The following is a 14406-nucleotide window of genomic DNA, read 5'->3' on the forward strand; positions in this document are numbered from 1 at the left end:
GCGGGGGTTTCCTACTTCGGGGCGACCGGGATCCAGCAGCCGTCGACGACGGCGGACACGGCCGCCGATTCGGTGCGGATCGTGACCCGATGCACGGTGGTGCGGCCGCCGTCGCTGCCGGCGTCGGCCGCGTTGGGACCCACGTCGACGACTTTCCAGCCAACGACGGCGAACTTAGAGTCCATGGCCTTGACCGCGCATTTGGCGGCCGTCCCGGGATTTTTGCTGACCTGGAAGTCGATCCCGGCCGCGGTGGCGTCGGGGGTGCTGTAGCCGATGTCCTTGAAGCTGACCGATTCGGTGGCCGATGACGTCGCGACCCAGCCGATGACGCCGATCCCGACCGCGACGGCGGCGATGAGGATATTGCGCCTCGTCTTCCCGCCCGGCGTACGCTTTTGCGCGCCATAACGATTGGCTAGGCTGGTAGGTGCCGGCGCGGGCGCGGCAGGCTGCTCCTCGGAAGTCACCAGTCCAGTTTAGTGTGGATCGGGCGGGGGAAATCCCGTCCCGCCGTTCCGCCCGTGCAGCATCGAATCCGCAGAAGAAAAAGGAGCCGTCCGACGATGACAGCGTCCCCCACCCAGCCGGCCCCCCTCCGGCTCCTCGCCGTCCACGCGCACCCCGACGACGAGTCCAGTAAGGGCGCCGCGACGATGGCCATGTACGCGGCGTCCGGCGTCGACGTCATGGTGGCCACCTGCACCGATGGTTCCCGCGGCGACATCCAGAACCCCGCCATGGAGAGCGCACCGCACCCCAAACGGGATATGGCCGGCGCCCGCCGGCTGGAAATGAAGAACGCGGCCCGGGTCCTCGGGATCCGGCAGCGCTGGCTGGGCTTCGTCGACTCCGGCCTGCCGGAAGGCGACCCGTTGCCGCCGCTTCCCGTAGGTTCCTTCGCCACGCTGCCGCTGGAACGTGCGGCCGCACCGCTGGTCCGGCTGGTCCGTGATTTCAAACCGCAGGTCATCCTCAGCTACGACGAGAAGGGCGGCTATCCGCACCCGGACCACATCATGGCGCACCGCGTCGCCGTTGAGGCCTACGAAGCCGCCGGCGACCCGGCGCTGTACCCCGGAACGGGGGAGGCATGGCAGCCGGGCAAGCTTTACTTTGACCGTGCCTTCAGCCCGGAACGCTTCCGTGCCCTGCACTATGCGCTTGAGGAAGCCGGCCTGCAGTCGCCGTATGCCGAACGTCTGGCGGCCTGGCTTGAGGCCGACGCCGAGGGCCATACGCCGCCGGCACCCACCCACCCCACCACGACGCAGATCGAATGCGGGGACTTCTTTGAGGCCCGCGATGATGCCCTGCGCTCCCACCGGACCCAAATCGACCCGGAAGGCTTCTTTTTCGCTGTGTCGCCGGCGATGCAGCGGCAGACCTGGCCGTGGGAGGACTACTCGCTGATCCAGTCCCGGATCTGGACCGAGGTGCCCGAAACGGACTTCTTTGCCGGGCTAAGATAGATGCTGCAGGGACTTCTATGCTGCGTAGAAGCGGCGGAAGTCCGGCACAAGACGCTCCCCACAGAAGGTTCCCGCCGTGCATTCCTTGCTCATCGCCCTGGCGACATCTCCGGCGCCCGCACCGTCGCCGTCATTGCGGCCGGGGCTCGACCTGGACCAGGTCACCCCGGGCCTGCTGGGCTTCCTGCTGACCGCGTTCGTCGTGGTGCTCACCGCGCTGCTGATTGTGGATATGGTGCGCAGGATCCGCCGGGTCCGGTACCGCGCACAGGTGGAGGGCGAGGGCGCCTCCGCTGACGATTCCGGACTCCCTGGTGCCGGGCCGCACGACGCCGGCCGCGCCGATACCCAGCCGGAGGCCAAGGGTGACGCCGGATCCGGGAACCGCTGAGCCCGGCTCCGCCGCTGCTTCGCCCGATGCGGCCAACGCACTCGGCGGGGAACCCTCTGCCTACCTCCGCCAGCACGCGGACAACCCCGTGCACTGGCGTCCCTTCGGCGATGAGGCGTTCGCCTTCGCCGCGGCCCGCGGCGTGCCGGTCTTCCTGTCGATCGGCTACGCGGCGTGTCACTGGTGCCACGTCATGGCCCGGGAGTCCTTCGAGGACCAGGGCACCGCCGACTTTCTGAACGCCAACTTCGTCGCCATCAAGGTGGACCGCGAGGAGCGTCCCGACGTCGATGCCGTCTACATGGCCGCCACGCAGGCCATCAGCGGCGAGGGCGGCTGGCCGATGTCAGTCTTCCTGCTGCCCGACGGCCGGGCCTTCCACGCCGGCACCTACTATCCGCCCCGGCCCATGCCCGGCCGGCCGTCCTTCCGGCAGGTGCTGGAAGCGGTCCGCGAGGCGTGGCTGGAACGCCGCAGCGCCGTCGAGTCCAGCGCCGACGCGCTGGCACGCGGAATTGCCGCCGCGCAGTCCGGCTCCGCTGTCCGGCTGGACGGCCCCGCGCCGGTGCTGGATGCCGCCGTGCTCTCCGGGGCGGTGCGCGAACTGGCGCGCTCCGAAGACGCGTCCGGCGGCTTCGGTCCGGCCCCCAAATTCCCGCCGTCGGCGGTGCTGGAGTTTCTGATCCGGCATGCCGCCGTCGCGTCGGATACGGCCGGGGCCGCCCGGGACCTGGCGGGGCGCACACTCGCTGCCATGGCGCGGTCGGCCCTGTTCGACCAGCTCGACGGCGGTTTTGCCCGCTACTCCGTGACCCGCGACTGGTCGGTGCCGCACTTCGAGAAGATGCTCTACGACAATGCCCAGCTATTGCGCTGCTACGTCCACTGGGTCCGGCTGGGCGGCACGGGCGAGTTTACGGCCAGGGAGGCTGCCGTTGTCGCCGGCAGCACCGCGGACTGGATGCTCGCCGCACTCGGGCTCGGCGGCGCCGACACCCCGGGCGGGACCGGGGTGTCGGCGGCGCTGGCATCATCCCTCGACGCTGACACCGTGGTGGACGGGGTGCACTCCGAGGGGGCCAGCTACCTGTGGACACGGGGGGAACTCGGCGCGTTGCTGGGGTCCGCGGAGGGTGCGGCCGTCGCACGGATGATGAACGTCCAGGCCCGGGGCACCGTCTCGGAGACCGGTTCTCCGCTGCACCCGGGCCGACGGCTGGCGGGGCAGGACGATGAGTTGTGGCAGCGGGTGCGGCCCGAGCTGCTGCGTGCCCGTGCGGCCCGGCCGCAGCCTGCCCGGGACGAGAAGGTCGTGGCCGGCTGGAACGGTCTGGCCATCGCGGCCCTCGCCGAGGCAGGCGGCGTGCTGGACCGGCCCGAGCTGCTGGGCGCAGCCGAACGGATCGCAGGCTACCTCGAACGCGTGCACTGGATCCCGGGCAGCGGCGGGGATCCCGGCCGGCTGGTCCGGGTCTCCCATGACGGGTCCGCCCGCGGTATCGGCGGCCTGCTGGAGGACTACGCCTTTTGCGTGGAGGGCCTGTTCGCGCTCTACGCCGGGTCCGGGCGGACCCGCTGGTATGTCCTGGCGGAGGCCATCCTGGCGGCCGCCTGTACGCGGTTTGCCGCCGGCGGGGAACTGCGGGACGCGGCCGGGGAATCGGCGCAGGTCTTCAATGCCCAGGGCGGCCGCGACGGCATGGATCCGTACGACAACGCCACCCCCAGCGGCGCCGCCGCGTTTGCCGGGGCGCTGCTCAGTTACTCCGCGCTGTCCGGATCCGCGGAACACCGCGCCATGGCCGCCAGCATCATGTCCCTGCTCCCGCCGCTGGCCCTCCGTGCACCCCGGGTGGCCGGCGGGCTGCTCGCCACGGCGCAGGCCGCGCTCGCGGGCCCGCTGGAAGCCGCCGTCGTCGGCGCCGACACGCCGCAGCGGACTGCGCTGCACCGCGCACTGCTGCGCTCGCCCAGCCCCGGACTGGTCATTGCGCTCCAGGGCCCGGCAGCGGAGTCCGGCGACGATGCCCGGGTGCCGCTGCTCCTTGGCCGGGTACCGGCACCGGGCGGGGCGCCGCAGGCCTACCTCTGCCGCGGCATGCTCTGCCGGCTCCCGGTACGCACCGTCGCGGCGCTCCAGGCACAATTGGCGGGGATGGCGGAATGACTCCAAACCCGTCCACGGGACCATTCGAACTGGCTGTTTTCGACTGCGACCGTGTCCTGGTGGACTCCGAGGTGATCTCCCTCCGGGTTGACCAGCGGGTGCTGTCGGATCTGGGCTGGGAGCTGGACTTCGACGAAATTGTGCGTCGCTTCGTTGGCAGGAGCGAGGCGAACTTCGTCGCCGCGGTCGAACAGCAGCTGGGCATCGAGCTGGCTGACGGCTGGGACCGGAGTTGTCAACGGTAAGCCTGCCCCCGATCTCTTCCTGCACGCTGCCTCGACGCTAGGAACCTCCCCGGGCCGCTGCGCCGTCGTCGAGGACAGCGCCTACGGGGTCCAGGCGGCGCGGGCCGCGGGGATGCACGTCTTTGCCTACGCCGGCGGCGTCACCCCGGCCGTGCTGAGCCAGCGGGTCAGCCCGGGACTGCGGAATTTCCGCACCTTTGAAACCGGCCCCGGCGTGTCGGGCCGGACTCCCGGTGAGTCCTGGCGTCGCCAAGTCAAAGGTGGGGAGAACCCATCAGGCAGCGGCCGGCCCTGTTGAAACCGCGGGTCAGCCCAGGACGGCGATCGCGATGGCGAGGTAGTGCGCGGCGAAGGCAAAGACCGTGAAGGCGTGGAAGAGTTCATGGAAGCCGAAGTGCTTGTAGCTGAAGTTCGGTTTCTTCAACGCGTAGAAGACGGCCCCGGCAATATACAGCGCGCCTCCCACGCAGATCAGTACCGCGGCTGCGACGCTGGCGGCGAAGAACTCCGGCAGGTAGAACAGGGCGCCGCAGCCGAGCGCGATGTAGATCGGCACATACAGCCAGCGCGGGGCGTGGGTCCAGAGCAGGCGGAAGAGCACGCCCAGCACCGCGCCGGACCAGATCACCCACAGCAGCAGCACGGCCTTGGGCCGGTCCAGGAGAGCCCAGGCCAGGGGTGTGTAGCTGCCGGCGATCACCAGCATGATGTTGGTGTGGTCCAGCCGTTTCAGTACGATTTTGACGCCGGGCGACCAGTTGCCGCGGTGGTAAATGGCGCTGATACCGAAGAGCAGGACTCCGGTGAAGGCGTAGACCGCCGAGGCGATCTTCAGATCCGCAGTGGGGGCGAGCAGCACCAGGACCAGGCCCGCAGCAAAGGCCAGCGGGGCCGTCACCGTATGGATCCAACCCCGCCATTTAGGCTTAATCATCAAGAGTTCGGCGATCCTGACGGCGGCGTGATCCACTGGGCTGCTTTCGCGGCCCGCGGCGCCGCGTCCGCCGTCCGCGGACCGCCCGGATCCGGGCTCCGGGCTGTTGCTGTCCATCCAGCAATAATAACCAACAGCACAGTTAGTTACCAACGAGTAACAAGGCCTGCCGGGGTGAACTGCGGCAGCGGTGTGCGCGGTGCGGGCCCTCCGGCGGGTAGCCTAGGAATGCACTGCCGTCAGACCTCAAGGAAGCCAGGTGAATCTCCGGATGGAACTGCCCGGGTTCCTTTATGGCTTCTACGAGGGCAAGCTCCAGCGGTCCCTCGACCCGGAGCGGATCCCCAGACACGTCGGCGTGATGGTGGACGGCAACCGGCGCTGGGCCCGGCAGTTCAACGCCCCGACGAGCCAAGGCCACCAGGCCGGTGCGGACAAAATCCACGAATTCCTCGGCTGGTGCCAGGAACTGGGCGTCAAAGTCGTCACCCTCTATATGCTCTCCACCGACAACATGAACCGCTCCGGCGAAGAGCTGGAACTGCTCATGGGGATCATCGCCAACACCCTGGACCGGCTTGACGAGGACGCGGACATCTCGGTGCACGCCATGGGCGCGCCGGAACTCCTGCCCGACTACCTCGCCGAGCGGCTCAATAAACTCACGCTCCGGACGCCGGTGCGCGAGAAGATCCACGTCAACGTCGCCGTCGGCTACGGCGGCCGCCGCGAGATTGTCGACGCCGTCCGCGAACTGCTGCACGACGCCGTCGCCCGCGGCGCGGACATCGGCAAACTGGCCGATGATCTCACCGTCGACGACATCTCGCGCTTCCTTTACACCCGCGGCCAGCCGGATCCCGACCTCGTGATCCGGACCTCCGGGGAGCAGCGGCTGTCCGGCTTCCTGATGTGGCAAAGCGCCTACAGCGAGTTCTATTTCTGCGAGGCCCTGTGGCCGGCTTTCCGCAAGGTGGACTTCCTGCGCGCCCTGCGCGACTACGCCGGCAGGCAGCGCCGCTTCGGGACCTGACCCGGTTCAGCGGGGCTTCACCGGATGGCAACATGAATCGCCGGAGAATAGACCGGCCATCGACGTCCCGCAGACGTACGTTAGTCCCATCAGCGGGCAAACCGCCGGCTGATCGGGGAGGCCAGTACATGGAGCGGAAATTCGCACCGGATGTATGGGAGGCCGCGTCCGGCCTCTCGGCCGAGCCGCCTCACCAATAACAATTCCGGGCCTGCGGCCCGGGGCTGGAGTCGATGTGGCTATTTCTGAATCACTGCCCGCCGTCATTTCCGACCAGGGCAAGAAGGCTACCTCTCGCGCCATGCGAGCCACTTCACCGACCGGCGCAGCGACATCCGATGTCGCGGCCGGACCTGCTGTTTCCGGGGAAGGATCAGCAGGCCGGGAGAGAGTCCGAAGCTACGTGATCGACACCTCCGTGCTGCTCTCGGACCCGCGGGCATTGCTGCGGTTCGCCGAACACGAAGTCATCGTCCCGATAGTCGTCATCACCGAGCTGGAAGCCAAGCGGCACGACCCGGAGCTGGGCTACTTCGCCCGTAAGGCGCTGCGGCTCCTCGACAACCTCCGGGTGGAGCACGGCGGCCTGGACCGACCTATCCAACTTGGCGACGACGGCGGCACCCTCATGGTGGAGATGAACCACATCTCCGCCGAGGTGCTGCCGGCCGGGTTCCGCGGCGGCGACAACGACAGCAGGATCCTGGCCGTCGCCAAGAACCTCGCCAACGAGGGCCGGAACGTGACAGTGGTGTCCAAGGACCTGCCGATGCGGGTCAAGGCGTCCGCCATGGGGCTGATCGCCGACGAGTACCGCAACGAGCTCGTCAAGGACTCCGGCTGGACCGGTATCGCCGAAATCGACGCAGCGCAGGACGAGGTCACCGCGCTCTACGGGCACGAGCCGGTCTTCATCCCGGCCGCGGCCGAGCTGCCGGTGAACACCGGGCTGGTGCTGCTCTCCAGCCGGGGATCCGCCCTGGGCCGGGTAGGTGCCGACAAGCAGGTCCGCCTGGTGAAGGGGGACCGGGACGTGTTTGGCCTGCACGGGCGCTCCGCCGAGCAGCGGCTGGCCATCGACCTGCTGATGGACCCGTCCGTGGGCATCGTCTCGCTCGGCGGCCGCGCCGGCACCGGCAAATCCGCGCTGGCCCTGTGCGCCGGCCTCGAAGCCGTGCTGGAACGCCGGGAGCACCGCAAGGTGATCGTTTTCCGTCCGCTCTACGCGGTGGGCGGCCAGGAGCTCGGCTACCTGCCAGGCTCCGAGTCGGAAAAGATGAACCCGTGGGCGCAGGCCGTTTTCGACACACTCGGCGCCCTGGTCAGCCAGGAAGTGGTCGAGGAAGTCATGGACCGCGGCATGCTCGAGGTCATGCCGCTCACGCATATCCGCGGACGCTCACTCCATGATGCATTCGTGATCGTGGACGAGGCGCAGTCCCTCGAGAAGAACGTGCTGCTCACGGTGATGAGCCGGATCGGCCAGAACTCCAAGATCGTCCTGACCCACGACGTCGCCCAGCGCGACAACCTGCGGGTCGGACGGCACGACGGCATTGCCGCCGTCGTCGAAACCCTCAAGGGCCACCCGCTCTTCGGCCACATCACCCTGACCCGTTCCGAGCGCTCGCCGATCGCTGCGTTGGTGACTGACTTGCTCGAGGGCGCGGAAATCTAGGGGCGGCTTCTTCGTTCCCGCCGTCTGTGGGGGCCGTTGCCGGGTTCGCCGGGCCGCGGCCCCTTCGCCGTCGCGGGACCGCCGGGGGCGCCGCGGGACCGACTGCTACGCGAGGATCCCGAGGTACTCCGCCGTGGCTTCGTGGCCTTGGACTTTTAGGGTCCAGTCGGGGCGTTTGAAAGTAGCGGGGGTGAGGCGGACTTTTTGAACTTCCTCGAGTTTGCCGCCCCAGTTGGTGCGGGTGACGCCGTTGAGCTCGTAGCCTAGGGAACGGGAGACGCCCAGGGACTGCCGGTTCCAGGCAGCCGCCTCGGACTCTGCGGCATCGGCGCCAAGCCAGTCGAAGGCGTAAAGGGTCACCGCTGCGCGCATCTCCTTGCCGAATCCCCGGCCCTGCGCGCTGCGTGTGAGCCAGGAGCCGGTGCCGACCGTCTTCAGAGTGGCGAAGTCCTTGGCCTCGACGTCCTGGCAGCCGATGAACTCGCCGTCGTTCCAGATGCCCAGCAGCAGGGTCCACTCCTGCGGCGACATGTTTCCGCGGCAGCGCCAGTACCATTGCGCCATGTTCGGGCCGAGCTCCTCGGCCGGGGATTCGGCCCAGGGCCGGCTGAACGGGCTGCGGCCGGGCTCGTGGATGCCGCTCAGAGCCGCCTGGACCGCGGCCGGGATGTCCTCGTCACGGATGGGCCGCAGCGTGAGGCGAGGCGTGCCGAGTGAGAGGGCGAACGGGGGCCAGTAGCCGGCGGGGTCAGTCATCCCGGAATCCTAGCGGCGGGGATCTGCGGCCGCCAGTCACACATGCCCCGGACGGGGAGCGGCACAGAGCGGCCAAAATCCAGTAGCATCCGAGAGATGATCCATCGTCTCGGCGAACTGGGGGGAGCCGCCCCGCCGGCCTTTTGGCTGGTGCTCCTAGCGTGCGCTTACTACGTCCTCATGGCGACCCGATTGACCGTCATCGACGTCCGGCACCACCTGTTGCCGAACCGGATCATCTTTCCCTCCTACGCGGTCGCCGGTGTTCTCCTGCTCGGGGCTGCGGCGCTCCAGGCGGCGGCGGAGGTCCCGGCCGGTGCAGCCGGGACGGGCGGCGGTGCCGGACTCTTCGGGGTGCCCGGGCTCCGGGTCGTGGCCGGCAGCGCGGCCCTGTGGCTGTTCTATTTCCTGCTCCGGGCCGTCTACCCGCCGGGAATGGGCTTTGGCGACGTCAAGCTCGCAGGCGTGCTGGGCCTGTACTTGGGGTTCCTGGGCTGGGGCCACGTGGTTGCCGGAACGTTCGCGGCCTTTCTGCTCGGCGGCCTCTGGAGCGTCGCCCTGCTGGTGACCCGGCGCGGGACGCTGAAATCTGACATTCCCTTTGGACCGTTCATGCTGGCAGGGGCGGCGGCCGCGATGCTGCTGCCGTCGGGTTAGGCTGGCCGGATGCCCACCCCCGACTTCATCCTCAAACTGCGCGCAAAGATCGGTCATGAGACCCTGTGGATTCCGGGTGCCCGGGCAGTGGTGTTCGACGACGCCGGCAGGGTCCTGCTCGGCCAGCGGGCGGACAATGGCCGATGGGGGCTGATCACCGGGATCCTGGAGCCGGGGGAGGAGCCCGCGCCCGGCCTGCTGCGGGAGGTTTTTGAGGAGACCGGCGTGGTTGCCGTGGCCGAGCGACTGGTTTCGGTGGAGACCGTGGGTCCCACCACTTATCCCAACGGCGATGTCTGCCACTTCGTCACCCTGGTTTTCCGCTGCCGCTTCGTCTCCGGCGAGGCGCGTGTCAACGACGACGAATCGCTCGCCGTGGGCTGGTTCCTGCGCGACGACTTCCCCGAGCTGTTGCCGGGCCACCTGGAGGCGATCGAACGGGCGGGGGACCCCGACGGCGCGGCGCACTTCCGCAGCTGAACGGCCCCGCCGCCGCCGGCAGCGGCCCGGACGGATTGGTGGGCCGGCCGGTCAGCCGCGCAGGCGGGCCGATTCGTCGTCGTTCCCGGGGGCCGGATGCCCGTCTGCCGGAACGGCGTCCGGGTGATCCGCACCGTCGAGTCTGTTTAGTTCAGGATTGGCCGATGTGGCGTTAAGCACCGGCGGCGGCCCGCCTTCGCCGGGAAGGTAAGCCGCCGCCGTCCTGTACGCGGGAGGAAATCAGGCCTTGTGCGGCGGACGGGTCATGGCCATGACATCCAGGGCGGAGTCCAGCTGCTCTTCGGTCAGCTCGCCGCGCTCCAGGAAGCCCATCGCCACGACGGTCTCGCGGATGGTCAGGCCCTCGGCGACGGCCTTCTTAGCGATCTTGGCGGCGTTCTCGTAGCCGATGTACTTGTTCAGCGGCGTCACGATGGACGGCGACGCCTCGGCGAGGAAGCGGGCGCGCTCGACGTTGGCGGTGATGCCGTCAATCATCTTGTCGGCCATGACACGGCTGGTGTTGGCCAGCAGGCGGACGGATTCGAGCAGGTTGGCGGCCATCACCGGGATGCCGACGTTCAGCTCGAAGGCGCCGTTGGTGCCGGACCAGGCGATAGCGGTGTCGTTGCCGATGACCTGGGCGGCCACCATGATGGACGCTTCGCAGATGACCGGGTTGACCTTGCCGGGCATGATCGAGGAACCGGGCTGCAGGTCCGGGATTGCGATTTCGCCGAGACCGGTGTTGGGTCCGGAGCCCATCCAGCGCAGGTCGTTGTTGATCTTCATGAAGGAGATCGCGATGTTGCGCAGCTGGCTGGAGGCCTCGATCAGCCCGTCGCGGTTGGCCTGCGCCTCGAAGTGGTCGCGGGCCTCGGTCAGCGGCAGGCCGGTGTCCGCGGCGAGGATTTCGATCACGCGCTCCGGGAAGCCCGCCGGAGTGTTGATGCCCGTGCCGACGGCGGTGCCGCCGAGCGGAACCTCGGCCACCCGGGGCAGTGAGGCGTTGATGCGCTCGATGCCATAGCGGACCTGGGCGGCGTAGCCACCGAACTCCTGGCCCAGCGTCACGGGCGTGGCGTCCATCAGGTGCGTGCGGCCGGACTTCACGACGTCCTTGAACTCGGTGGCCTTGCGCTCCAGGGAGGCGGCGAGGTAGCCCAGTGCCGGGATCAGGTCATTGATCAGGGCGGACGTGGCGGCCACATGGACCGAGGTCGGGAAGACGTCGTTGGAGGACTGCGAGGCGTTGACGTGGTCGTTCGGGTGGACCACCTTGTCGCTGCCGGCGGTCTTGAGGGCGCGCGTCGCGAGCTCGGCGATGACCTCGTTGGTGTTCATGTTCGAGGAGGTTCCGGACCCGGTCTGGAACACGTCAATCGGGAAATCGCCGTCGTACTTACCGGCGGCGACCTCGTCCGCGGCGTCGGCAATGGCCTGGGCCAGCTCGCCGTCGAGCACTCCCAGTTCCGCGTTGGCCTGGGCGGCAGCCTTCTTGACCCGGGCGAGGGCCTCGATGTGGGCGCGCTCCAGGGTCTTGCCGGAAATCGGAAAGTTTTCGACTGCGCGCTGCGTCTGGGCGCGGTACAGCGCGTTCACGGGGACGCGGACTTCGCCCATCGTGTCGTGCTCGATGCGGAATTCTTCGGTGTTCAAATCTGCTGTGGAAGTCATGAGGCTAGCTTATTGGGCCGAGGCGTCGCACCGAAAACCGTGAACCGCGGCGGCTGGGCGGGAGCTAGAGTTCGCCGATTCCGGAAACCAGGTCGGCCCGGCCCTCGGCAAGGCGGTAGGCCAGACCGATCACGGCGGCGCGGCCGCTTCCAACGGCCTCGGAAATCACCCGGGAGCTGTCCACGAGCCGCTGCGAGGTCTGCTTGACGTTTTCCACGACCATGTCGTTGACGTCGTGCTGGTTGTTGCGCAGCGAGGTCAGCACGGAGGGCGTGATGCGCTCGACCAGGCTGCGCATGAAACCGACCGGCATCTCGCCCGTCTCCACCGCGTTCTTGGTGGTAGTGACCGCGCCGCAGCTGTCGTGGCCGAGGACCACTATCAGCGGGACACCGAGCACGCTGATGCTGTATTCGAGCGAGCCGAGCACCGCGTCGTCGATCACCTGGCCGGCGGTACGGACCACAAACGCATCACCCAGGCCCAGGTCGAAAATGATCTCTGCGGCCAGGCGGGAATCTGCGCAGCCGAAGATGACGGCGAAGGGGTGCTGGTTCTCCACCAGCGAGGACCGGCGGGACGCGTCCTGGTTCGGGTGCGAGGATTGTCCGGCGACGAATCGTTCATTGCCTTCGCGCAAGCGGCGCCAGGCAAGGGCGGGAGTCAGCTGTGTAGTCACGGCCCTACTTTACGGTGCGGTGGCGGCCGATGGGGAAATGCTGGCCGCCGGGTTGTTCTCCAGCGACTTCACGACCGCCGCAGCGAGTACCGAGAACTCCTCCAGCTGCGCCGGCCCGGTCAGGACCACGGTGGTGCCGCGGTAATCGAGCACCATGCTCTTCTCGCCCTTGCCGGTGTCACGCAGCTGCCAGTCGCGTCCGCCCGCGTTCCTCGTTCCGGTCACCGGCGCGCTCTTGGTCTGCTGCTGCAGCCACGTCGGATTGGACTGCCGGGTCTGCATCAGGGCGATGAAGGATTCCTTGGGCGTCAGGTAACCCACCTGCCAGGTGGCTACGCCGCTGCCCGAGCCAGACTCCCAGCGGGCGTAATTCGACCGGAATGTGTCGCCGGTTTCCGGCGTCACCGGTGTGAATCCTGCCACACCGGCGGCGTTTGCGGCGATCGCGCTGACGTTGATGTTCGGGCGGTAACCGTCGCCGTTAGGCGCCGGGTTCATCAGCACAACCGGGAGGAAAGCGGCGATGCTTACCAGCAAGGCGATGACCATGCCGATCACGGAGGCGTTGGCCCGCTTGGCCGCTGCGGCGCGGATGACGGGCTTGACGGGCTGCTCACCGGCGGGGCTGCCGGCGTCGGGGGCCGTTCCGCCGGCCGGCGATCCGGGAGCACCGGGTGGCGTATCCTGCAATTCATTCACCCCTCTATAGTCGCCCATTCCGTGCCGTTCGCACATTCGGCAGGTGGGCGCCGTCTCGTGGCGGCTCGTTTCGCGGTGTGGTCATTCCATGACCGATCGAGGCCGCCACGACTATGATCAGTAACAGTCGAATCAGCGCGGCAGTCGGAGACCGGATGCCGCGGGTCCAATGATCGCCACTCGAAGAAGAGGTTCACGTGTCACCTGCGTCCATGACCCAGAAGTACTCCACGCTTTCCCCGTCGCTCGCCGTCGGAATTGATGAGCCTGACCGCAACCTGGCCCTGGAGCTGGTCCGCGTCACCGAGGCCGCGGCCATCGCGGGCGGCCACTGGGTTGGTTTCGGCGACAAGAACAAGGCCGACGGTGCCGCCGTCGACGCCATGCGCTCCTTCCTGCAGACCGTCCACTTCAATGGTGTTGTGGTCATCGGTGAAGGCGAGAAGGACGAAGCCCCGATGCTGTTCAACGGCGAGAACGTCGGCGACGGCACCGGCCCCGAGTGCGACGTCGCAGTCGACCCGATCGACGGCACCCGGCTGGCCGCCCTCGGCATCAACAACGCCCTGGCCGTCCTGGCCGTCGCCGAGCGCGGCTCCATGTTCGATCCCTCCGCCGTGTTCTACATGGAGAAGCTCGTCACGGGCCCGGAAGCCGCCGACATGGTGGACCTGCGCCTGCCGGTCAAGCAAAACCTGCACCTCATCGCCAAGGCCAAGGGCGTCAAGGTCAACCAGCTCAACGTGATGATCCTGGACCGCGACCGGCACCGCCCGCTGGTCGAGGAGATCCGCGAGGCCGGCGCCCGCACGAAGTTCATCATGGACGGCGACGTCGCCGGTGCCATTGCCGCAGCGCGCGCCGGCACCGGCGTCGACGCGCTGATGGGCATCGGCGGGACCCCCGAAGGCATCGTTGCGGCCTGTGCGATCAAGTCCCTCGGCGGCGTGATCCAGGGCCGCCTGTGGCCCACCAGCGATGAGGAGAAGCAGAAGGCGATCGACGCCGGGCACGACCTGGACCGGGTGCTCTCCACCAACGACCTCGTCTCCAGCGACAACTGCTACTTCGCTGCCACCGGCATCACCGACGGCGACCTGCTCAAGGGTGTGCGGTACTCCAAGGACAAGGTCCTCACCCAGTCCATCGTGATGCGCTCCAAGTCGGGCACCATCCGCTTCGTGGACGGTGAACACCAGGCCAGCAAGTGGGAGGGCTACGCCCGCAAGCACTAGCCCCACGCTGCTCAGAAGGTCCCGGGACGCGCCCAGCGGCCCCGGGACCTTTTTTTGGGAAGCAGCACGGGTTTGGCATGACGGACACGAGTCCCCCGCACTTCGCTGGGAGGGGACTGTGAGGCCCGCCTGTCCCGCCGGCCCCGGGACATGTCCAGTTTGGTGCGCAATCAGTGGACATAGTGCCGTTATGTCCAGCAGAGGGCACGCCGAGTGGACATGTCCCTGTGGGCCGGTCACGAAGAGTGGGCATGTCCAGTTCAATGCGCAATCAGTGGACATAGTGCCGTTATGTCCAGCAGA

General features: G+C 68.2%; 16 protein-coding genes. 10 read left to right on the plus strand and 6 right to left on the minus strand.

Annotated features, from left to right (window positions below; genetic code table 11):
* Positions 1-11: 11 nt before the first annotated feature.
* Positions 12-470, minus strand: a complete 459-nt coding sequence (locus ABIB14_RS09390; protein ID WP_354235605.1) for a DUF4307 domain-containing protein — start codon at positions 468-470, stop codon at positions 12-14.
* A gap of 96 nt (positions 471-566) precedes the next feature.
* Between ABIB14_RS09390 and mca the strand changes: the two genes are divergently transcribed.
* From mca to ABIB14_RS09415, 5 genes are all read left to right on the plus strand, one after another.
* On the plus strand, positions 567-1472 hold the full coding sequence (gene mca / locus ABIB14_RS09395) for a mycothiol conjugate amidase Mca (protein WP_354235606.1): 906 nt from the start codon (positions 567-569) through the stop codon (positions 1470-1472).
* A gap of 76 nt (positions 1473-1548) precedes the next feature.
* The gene (locus tag ABIB14_RS09400; RefSeq protein WP_354235607.1) at positions 1549-1863 is read left to right on the plus strand and encodes a hypothetical protein; all 315 of its coding nucleotides are present in this window, start codon (positions 1549-1551) and stop codon (positions 1861-1863) included.
* A complete protein-coding gene (locus ABIB14_RS09405; RefSeq protein WP_354235608.1) occupies positions 1838-4030 on the plus strand; it encodes a thioredoxin domain-containing protein in 2193 nt (730 codons plus the stop codon). Before ABIB14_RS09400 ends, ABIB14_RS09405 begins: the two co-directional genes overlap by 26 nt.
* Positions 4027-4275, plus strand: coding sequence for an HAD family hydrolase (locus ABIB14_RS09410; RefSeq protein ID WP_354235609.1), 249 nt, complete (start codon positions 4027-4029; stop codon positions 4273-4275). The genes ABIB14_RS09405 and ABIB14_RS09410 overlap by 4 nt, the downstream gene beginning before the upstream one ends.
* Entirely contained in the window at positions 4184-4573 is a 390-nt protein-coding gene (locus tag ABIB14_RS09415) for an HAD family hydrolase (RefSeq protein WP_354235610.1), read from the plus strand. The genes ABIB14_RS09410 and ABIB14_RS09415 overlap by 92 nt, the downstream gene beginning before the upstream one ends.
* Before the next feature lie 9 nt (positions 4574-4582).
* Here ABIB14_RS09415 and trhA read toward each other — a convergent pair whose 3' ends face one another.
* A complete protein-coding gene (trhA, locus tag ABIB14_RS09420; protein WP_354235641.1) occupies positions 4583-5224 on the minus strand; it encodes a PAQR family membrane homeostasis protein TrhA in 642 nt (213 codons plus the stop codon).
* Positions 5225-5480: 256 nt separating this feature from the next.
* Between trhA and ABIB14_RS09425 the strand changes: the two genes are divergently transcribed.
* Positions 5481-6242, plus strand: coding sequence for an isoprenyl transferase (locus ABIB14_RS09425; protein WP_354235642.1), 762 nt, complete (start codon positions 5481-5483; stop codon positions 6240-6242).
* A 235-nt stretch (positions 6243-6477) separates the two neighbouring features.
* Positions 6478-7920: an RNA 5'-3' helicase PhoH2 gene (phoH2, locus tag ABIB14_RS09430; RefSeq protein ID WP_354235611.1), complete on the plus strand. Its 1443-nt coding sequence runs from the start codon at positions 6478-6480 to the stop codon at positions 7918-7920.
* Positions 7921-8025: 105 nt separating this feature from the next.
* Here the strand turns inward: phoH2 and ABIB14_RS09435 are convergent, their stop codons facing one another.
* Positions 8026-8676: a GNAT family N-acetyltransferase gene (locus ABIB14_RS09435; RefSeq protein ID WP_354235612.1), complete on the minus strand. Its 651-nt coding sequence runs from the start codon at positions 8674-8676 to the stop codon at positions 8026-8028.
* 96 nt (positions 8677-8772) lie between these two features.
* Between ABIB14_RS09435 and ABIB14_RS09440 the strand changes: the two genes are divergently transcribed.
* Both ABIB14_RS09440 and ABIB14_RS09445 read left to right on the plus strand, forming a co-directional pair.
* Entirely contained in the window at positions 8773-9333 is a 561-nt protein-coding gene (locus tag ABIB14_RS09440; protein ID WP_354235613.1) for a prepilin peptidase, read from the plus strand.
* A 9-nt stretch (positions 9334-9342) separates the two neighbouring features.
* Complete coding sequence (locus tag ABIB14_RS09445; RefSeq protein WP_354235614.1) at positions 9343-9813, plus strand: NUDIX hydrolase; 471 nt, start codon at positions 9343-9345, stop codon at positions 9811-9813.
* 240 nt (positions 9814-10053) lie between these two features.
* Here the strand turns inward: ABIB14_RS09445 and ABIB14_RS09450 are convergent, their stop codons facing one another.
* The 3 genes from ABIB14_RS09450 to ABIB14_RS09460 form a co-directional block, all read right to left on the minus strand.
* Positions 10054-11490: a class II fumarate hydratase gene (locus tag ABIB14_RS09450; RefSeq protein WP_354235615.1), complete on the minus strand. Its 1437-nt coding sequence runs from the start codon at positions 11488-11490 to the stop codon at positions 10054-10056.
* Positions 11491-11554: 64 nt separating this feature from the next.
* Entirely contained in the window at positions 11555-12169 is a 615-nt protein-coding gene (locus ABIB14_RS09455) for a carbonic anhydrase (RefSeq protein WP_354235616.1), read from the minus strand.
* A 9-nt stretch (positions 12170-12178) separates the two neighbouring features.
* A complete protein-coding gene (locus tag ABIB14_RS09460; protein ID WP_354235617.1) occupies positions 12179-12868 on the minus strand; it encodes a DUF4245 domain-containing protein in 690 nt (229 codons plus the stop codon).
* Between the two features lie 212 nt (positions 12869-13080).
* Between ABIB14_RS09460 and glpX the strand changes: the two genes are divergently transcribed.
* Positions 13081-14103 carry a class II fructose-bisphosphatase gene (glpX, locus tag ABIB14_RS09465; protein WP_354235618.1) on the plus strand — a complete coding sequence of 341 codons (1023 nt, stop codon included), beginning with the start codon at positions 13081-13083 and terminating at the stop codon, positions 14101-14103.
* Positions 14104-14406 lie beyond the last annotated feature (303 nt).

Origin of the sequence: Arthrobacter sp. UYEF3 (assembly GCF_040546245.1) — a bacterium.
Lineage (GTDB): Bacteria > Actinomycetota > Actinomycetes > Actinomycetales > Micrococcaceae > Arthrobacter.

Coding starts and splice junctions, on each gene's coding strand:
- mca (WP_354235606.1), top strand. CDS start 567: ATGACAGCGTCCCCCACCCAGCCGGCCCCCCTCCGGCTCCTCGCCGTC.
- ABIB14_RS09410 (WP_354235609.1), top strand. CDS start 4,027: ATGACTCCAAACCCGTCCACGGGACCATTCGAACTGGCTGTTTTCGAC.
- ABIB14_RS09425 (WP_354235642.1), top strand. CDS start 5,481: ATGGAACTGCCCGGGTTCCTTTATGGCTTCTACGAGGGCAAGCTCCAG.
- ABIB14_RS09435 (WP_354235612.1), bottom strand. CDS start 8,676: ATGACTGACCCCGCCGGCTACTGGCCCCCGTTCGCCCTCTCACTCGGC.
- ABIB14_RS09440 (WP_354235613.1), top strand. CDS start 8,773: ATGATCCATCGTCTCGGCGAACTGGGGGGAGCCGCCCCGCCGGCCTTT.
- ABIB14_RS09445 (WP_354235614.1), top strand. CDS start 9,343: ATGCCCACCCCCGACTTCATCCTCAAACTGCGCGCAAAGATCGGTCAT.
- ABIB14_RS09450 (WP_354235615.1), bottom strand. CDS start 11,490: ATGACTTCCACAGCAGATTTGAACACCGAAGAATTCCGCATCGAGCAC.
- glpX (WP_354235618.1), top strand. CDS start 13,081: ATGACCCAGAAGTACTCCACGCTTTCCCCGTCGCTCGCCGTCGGAATT.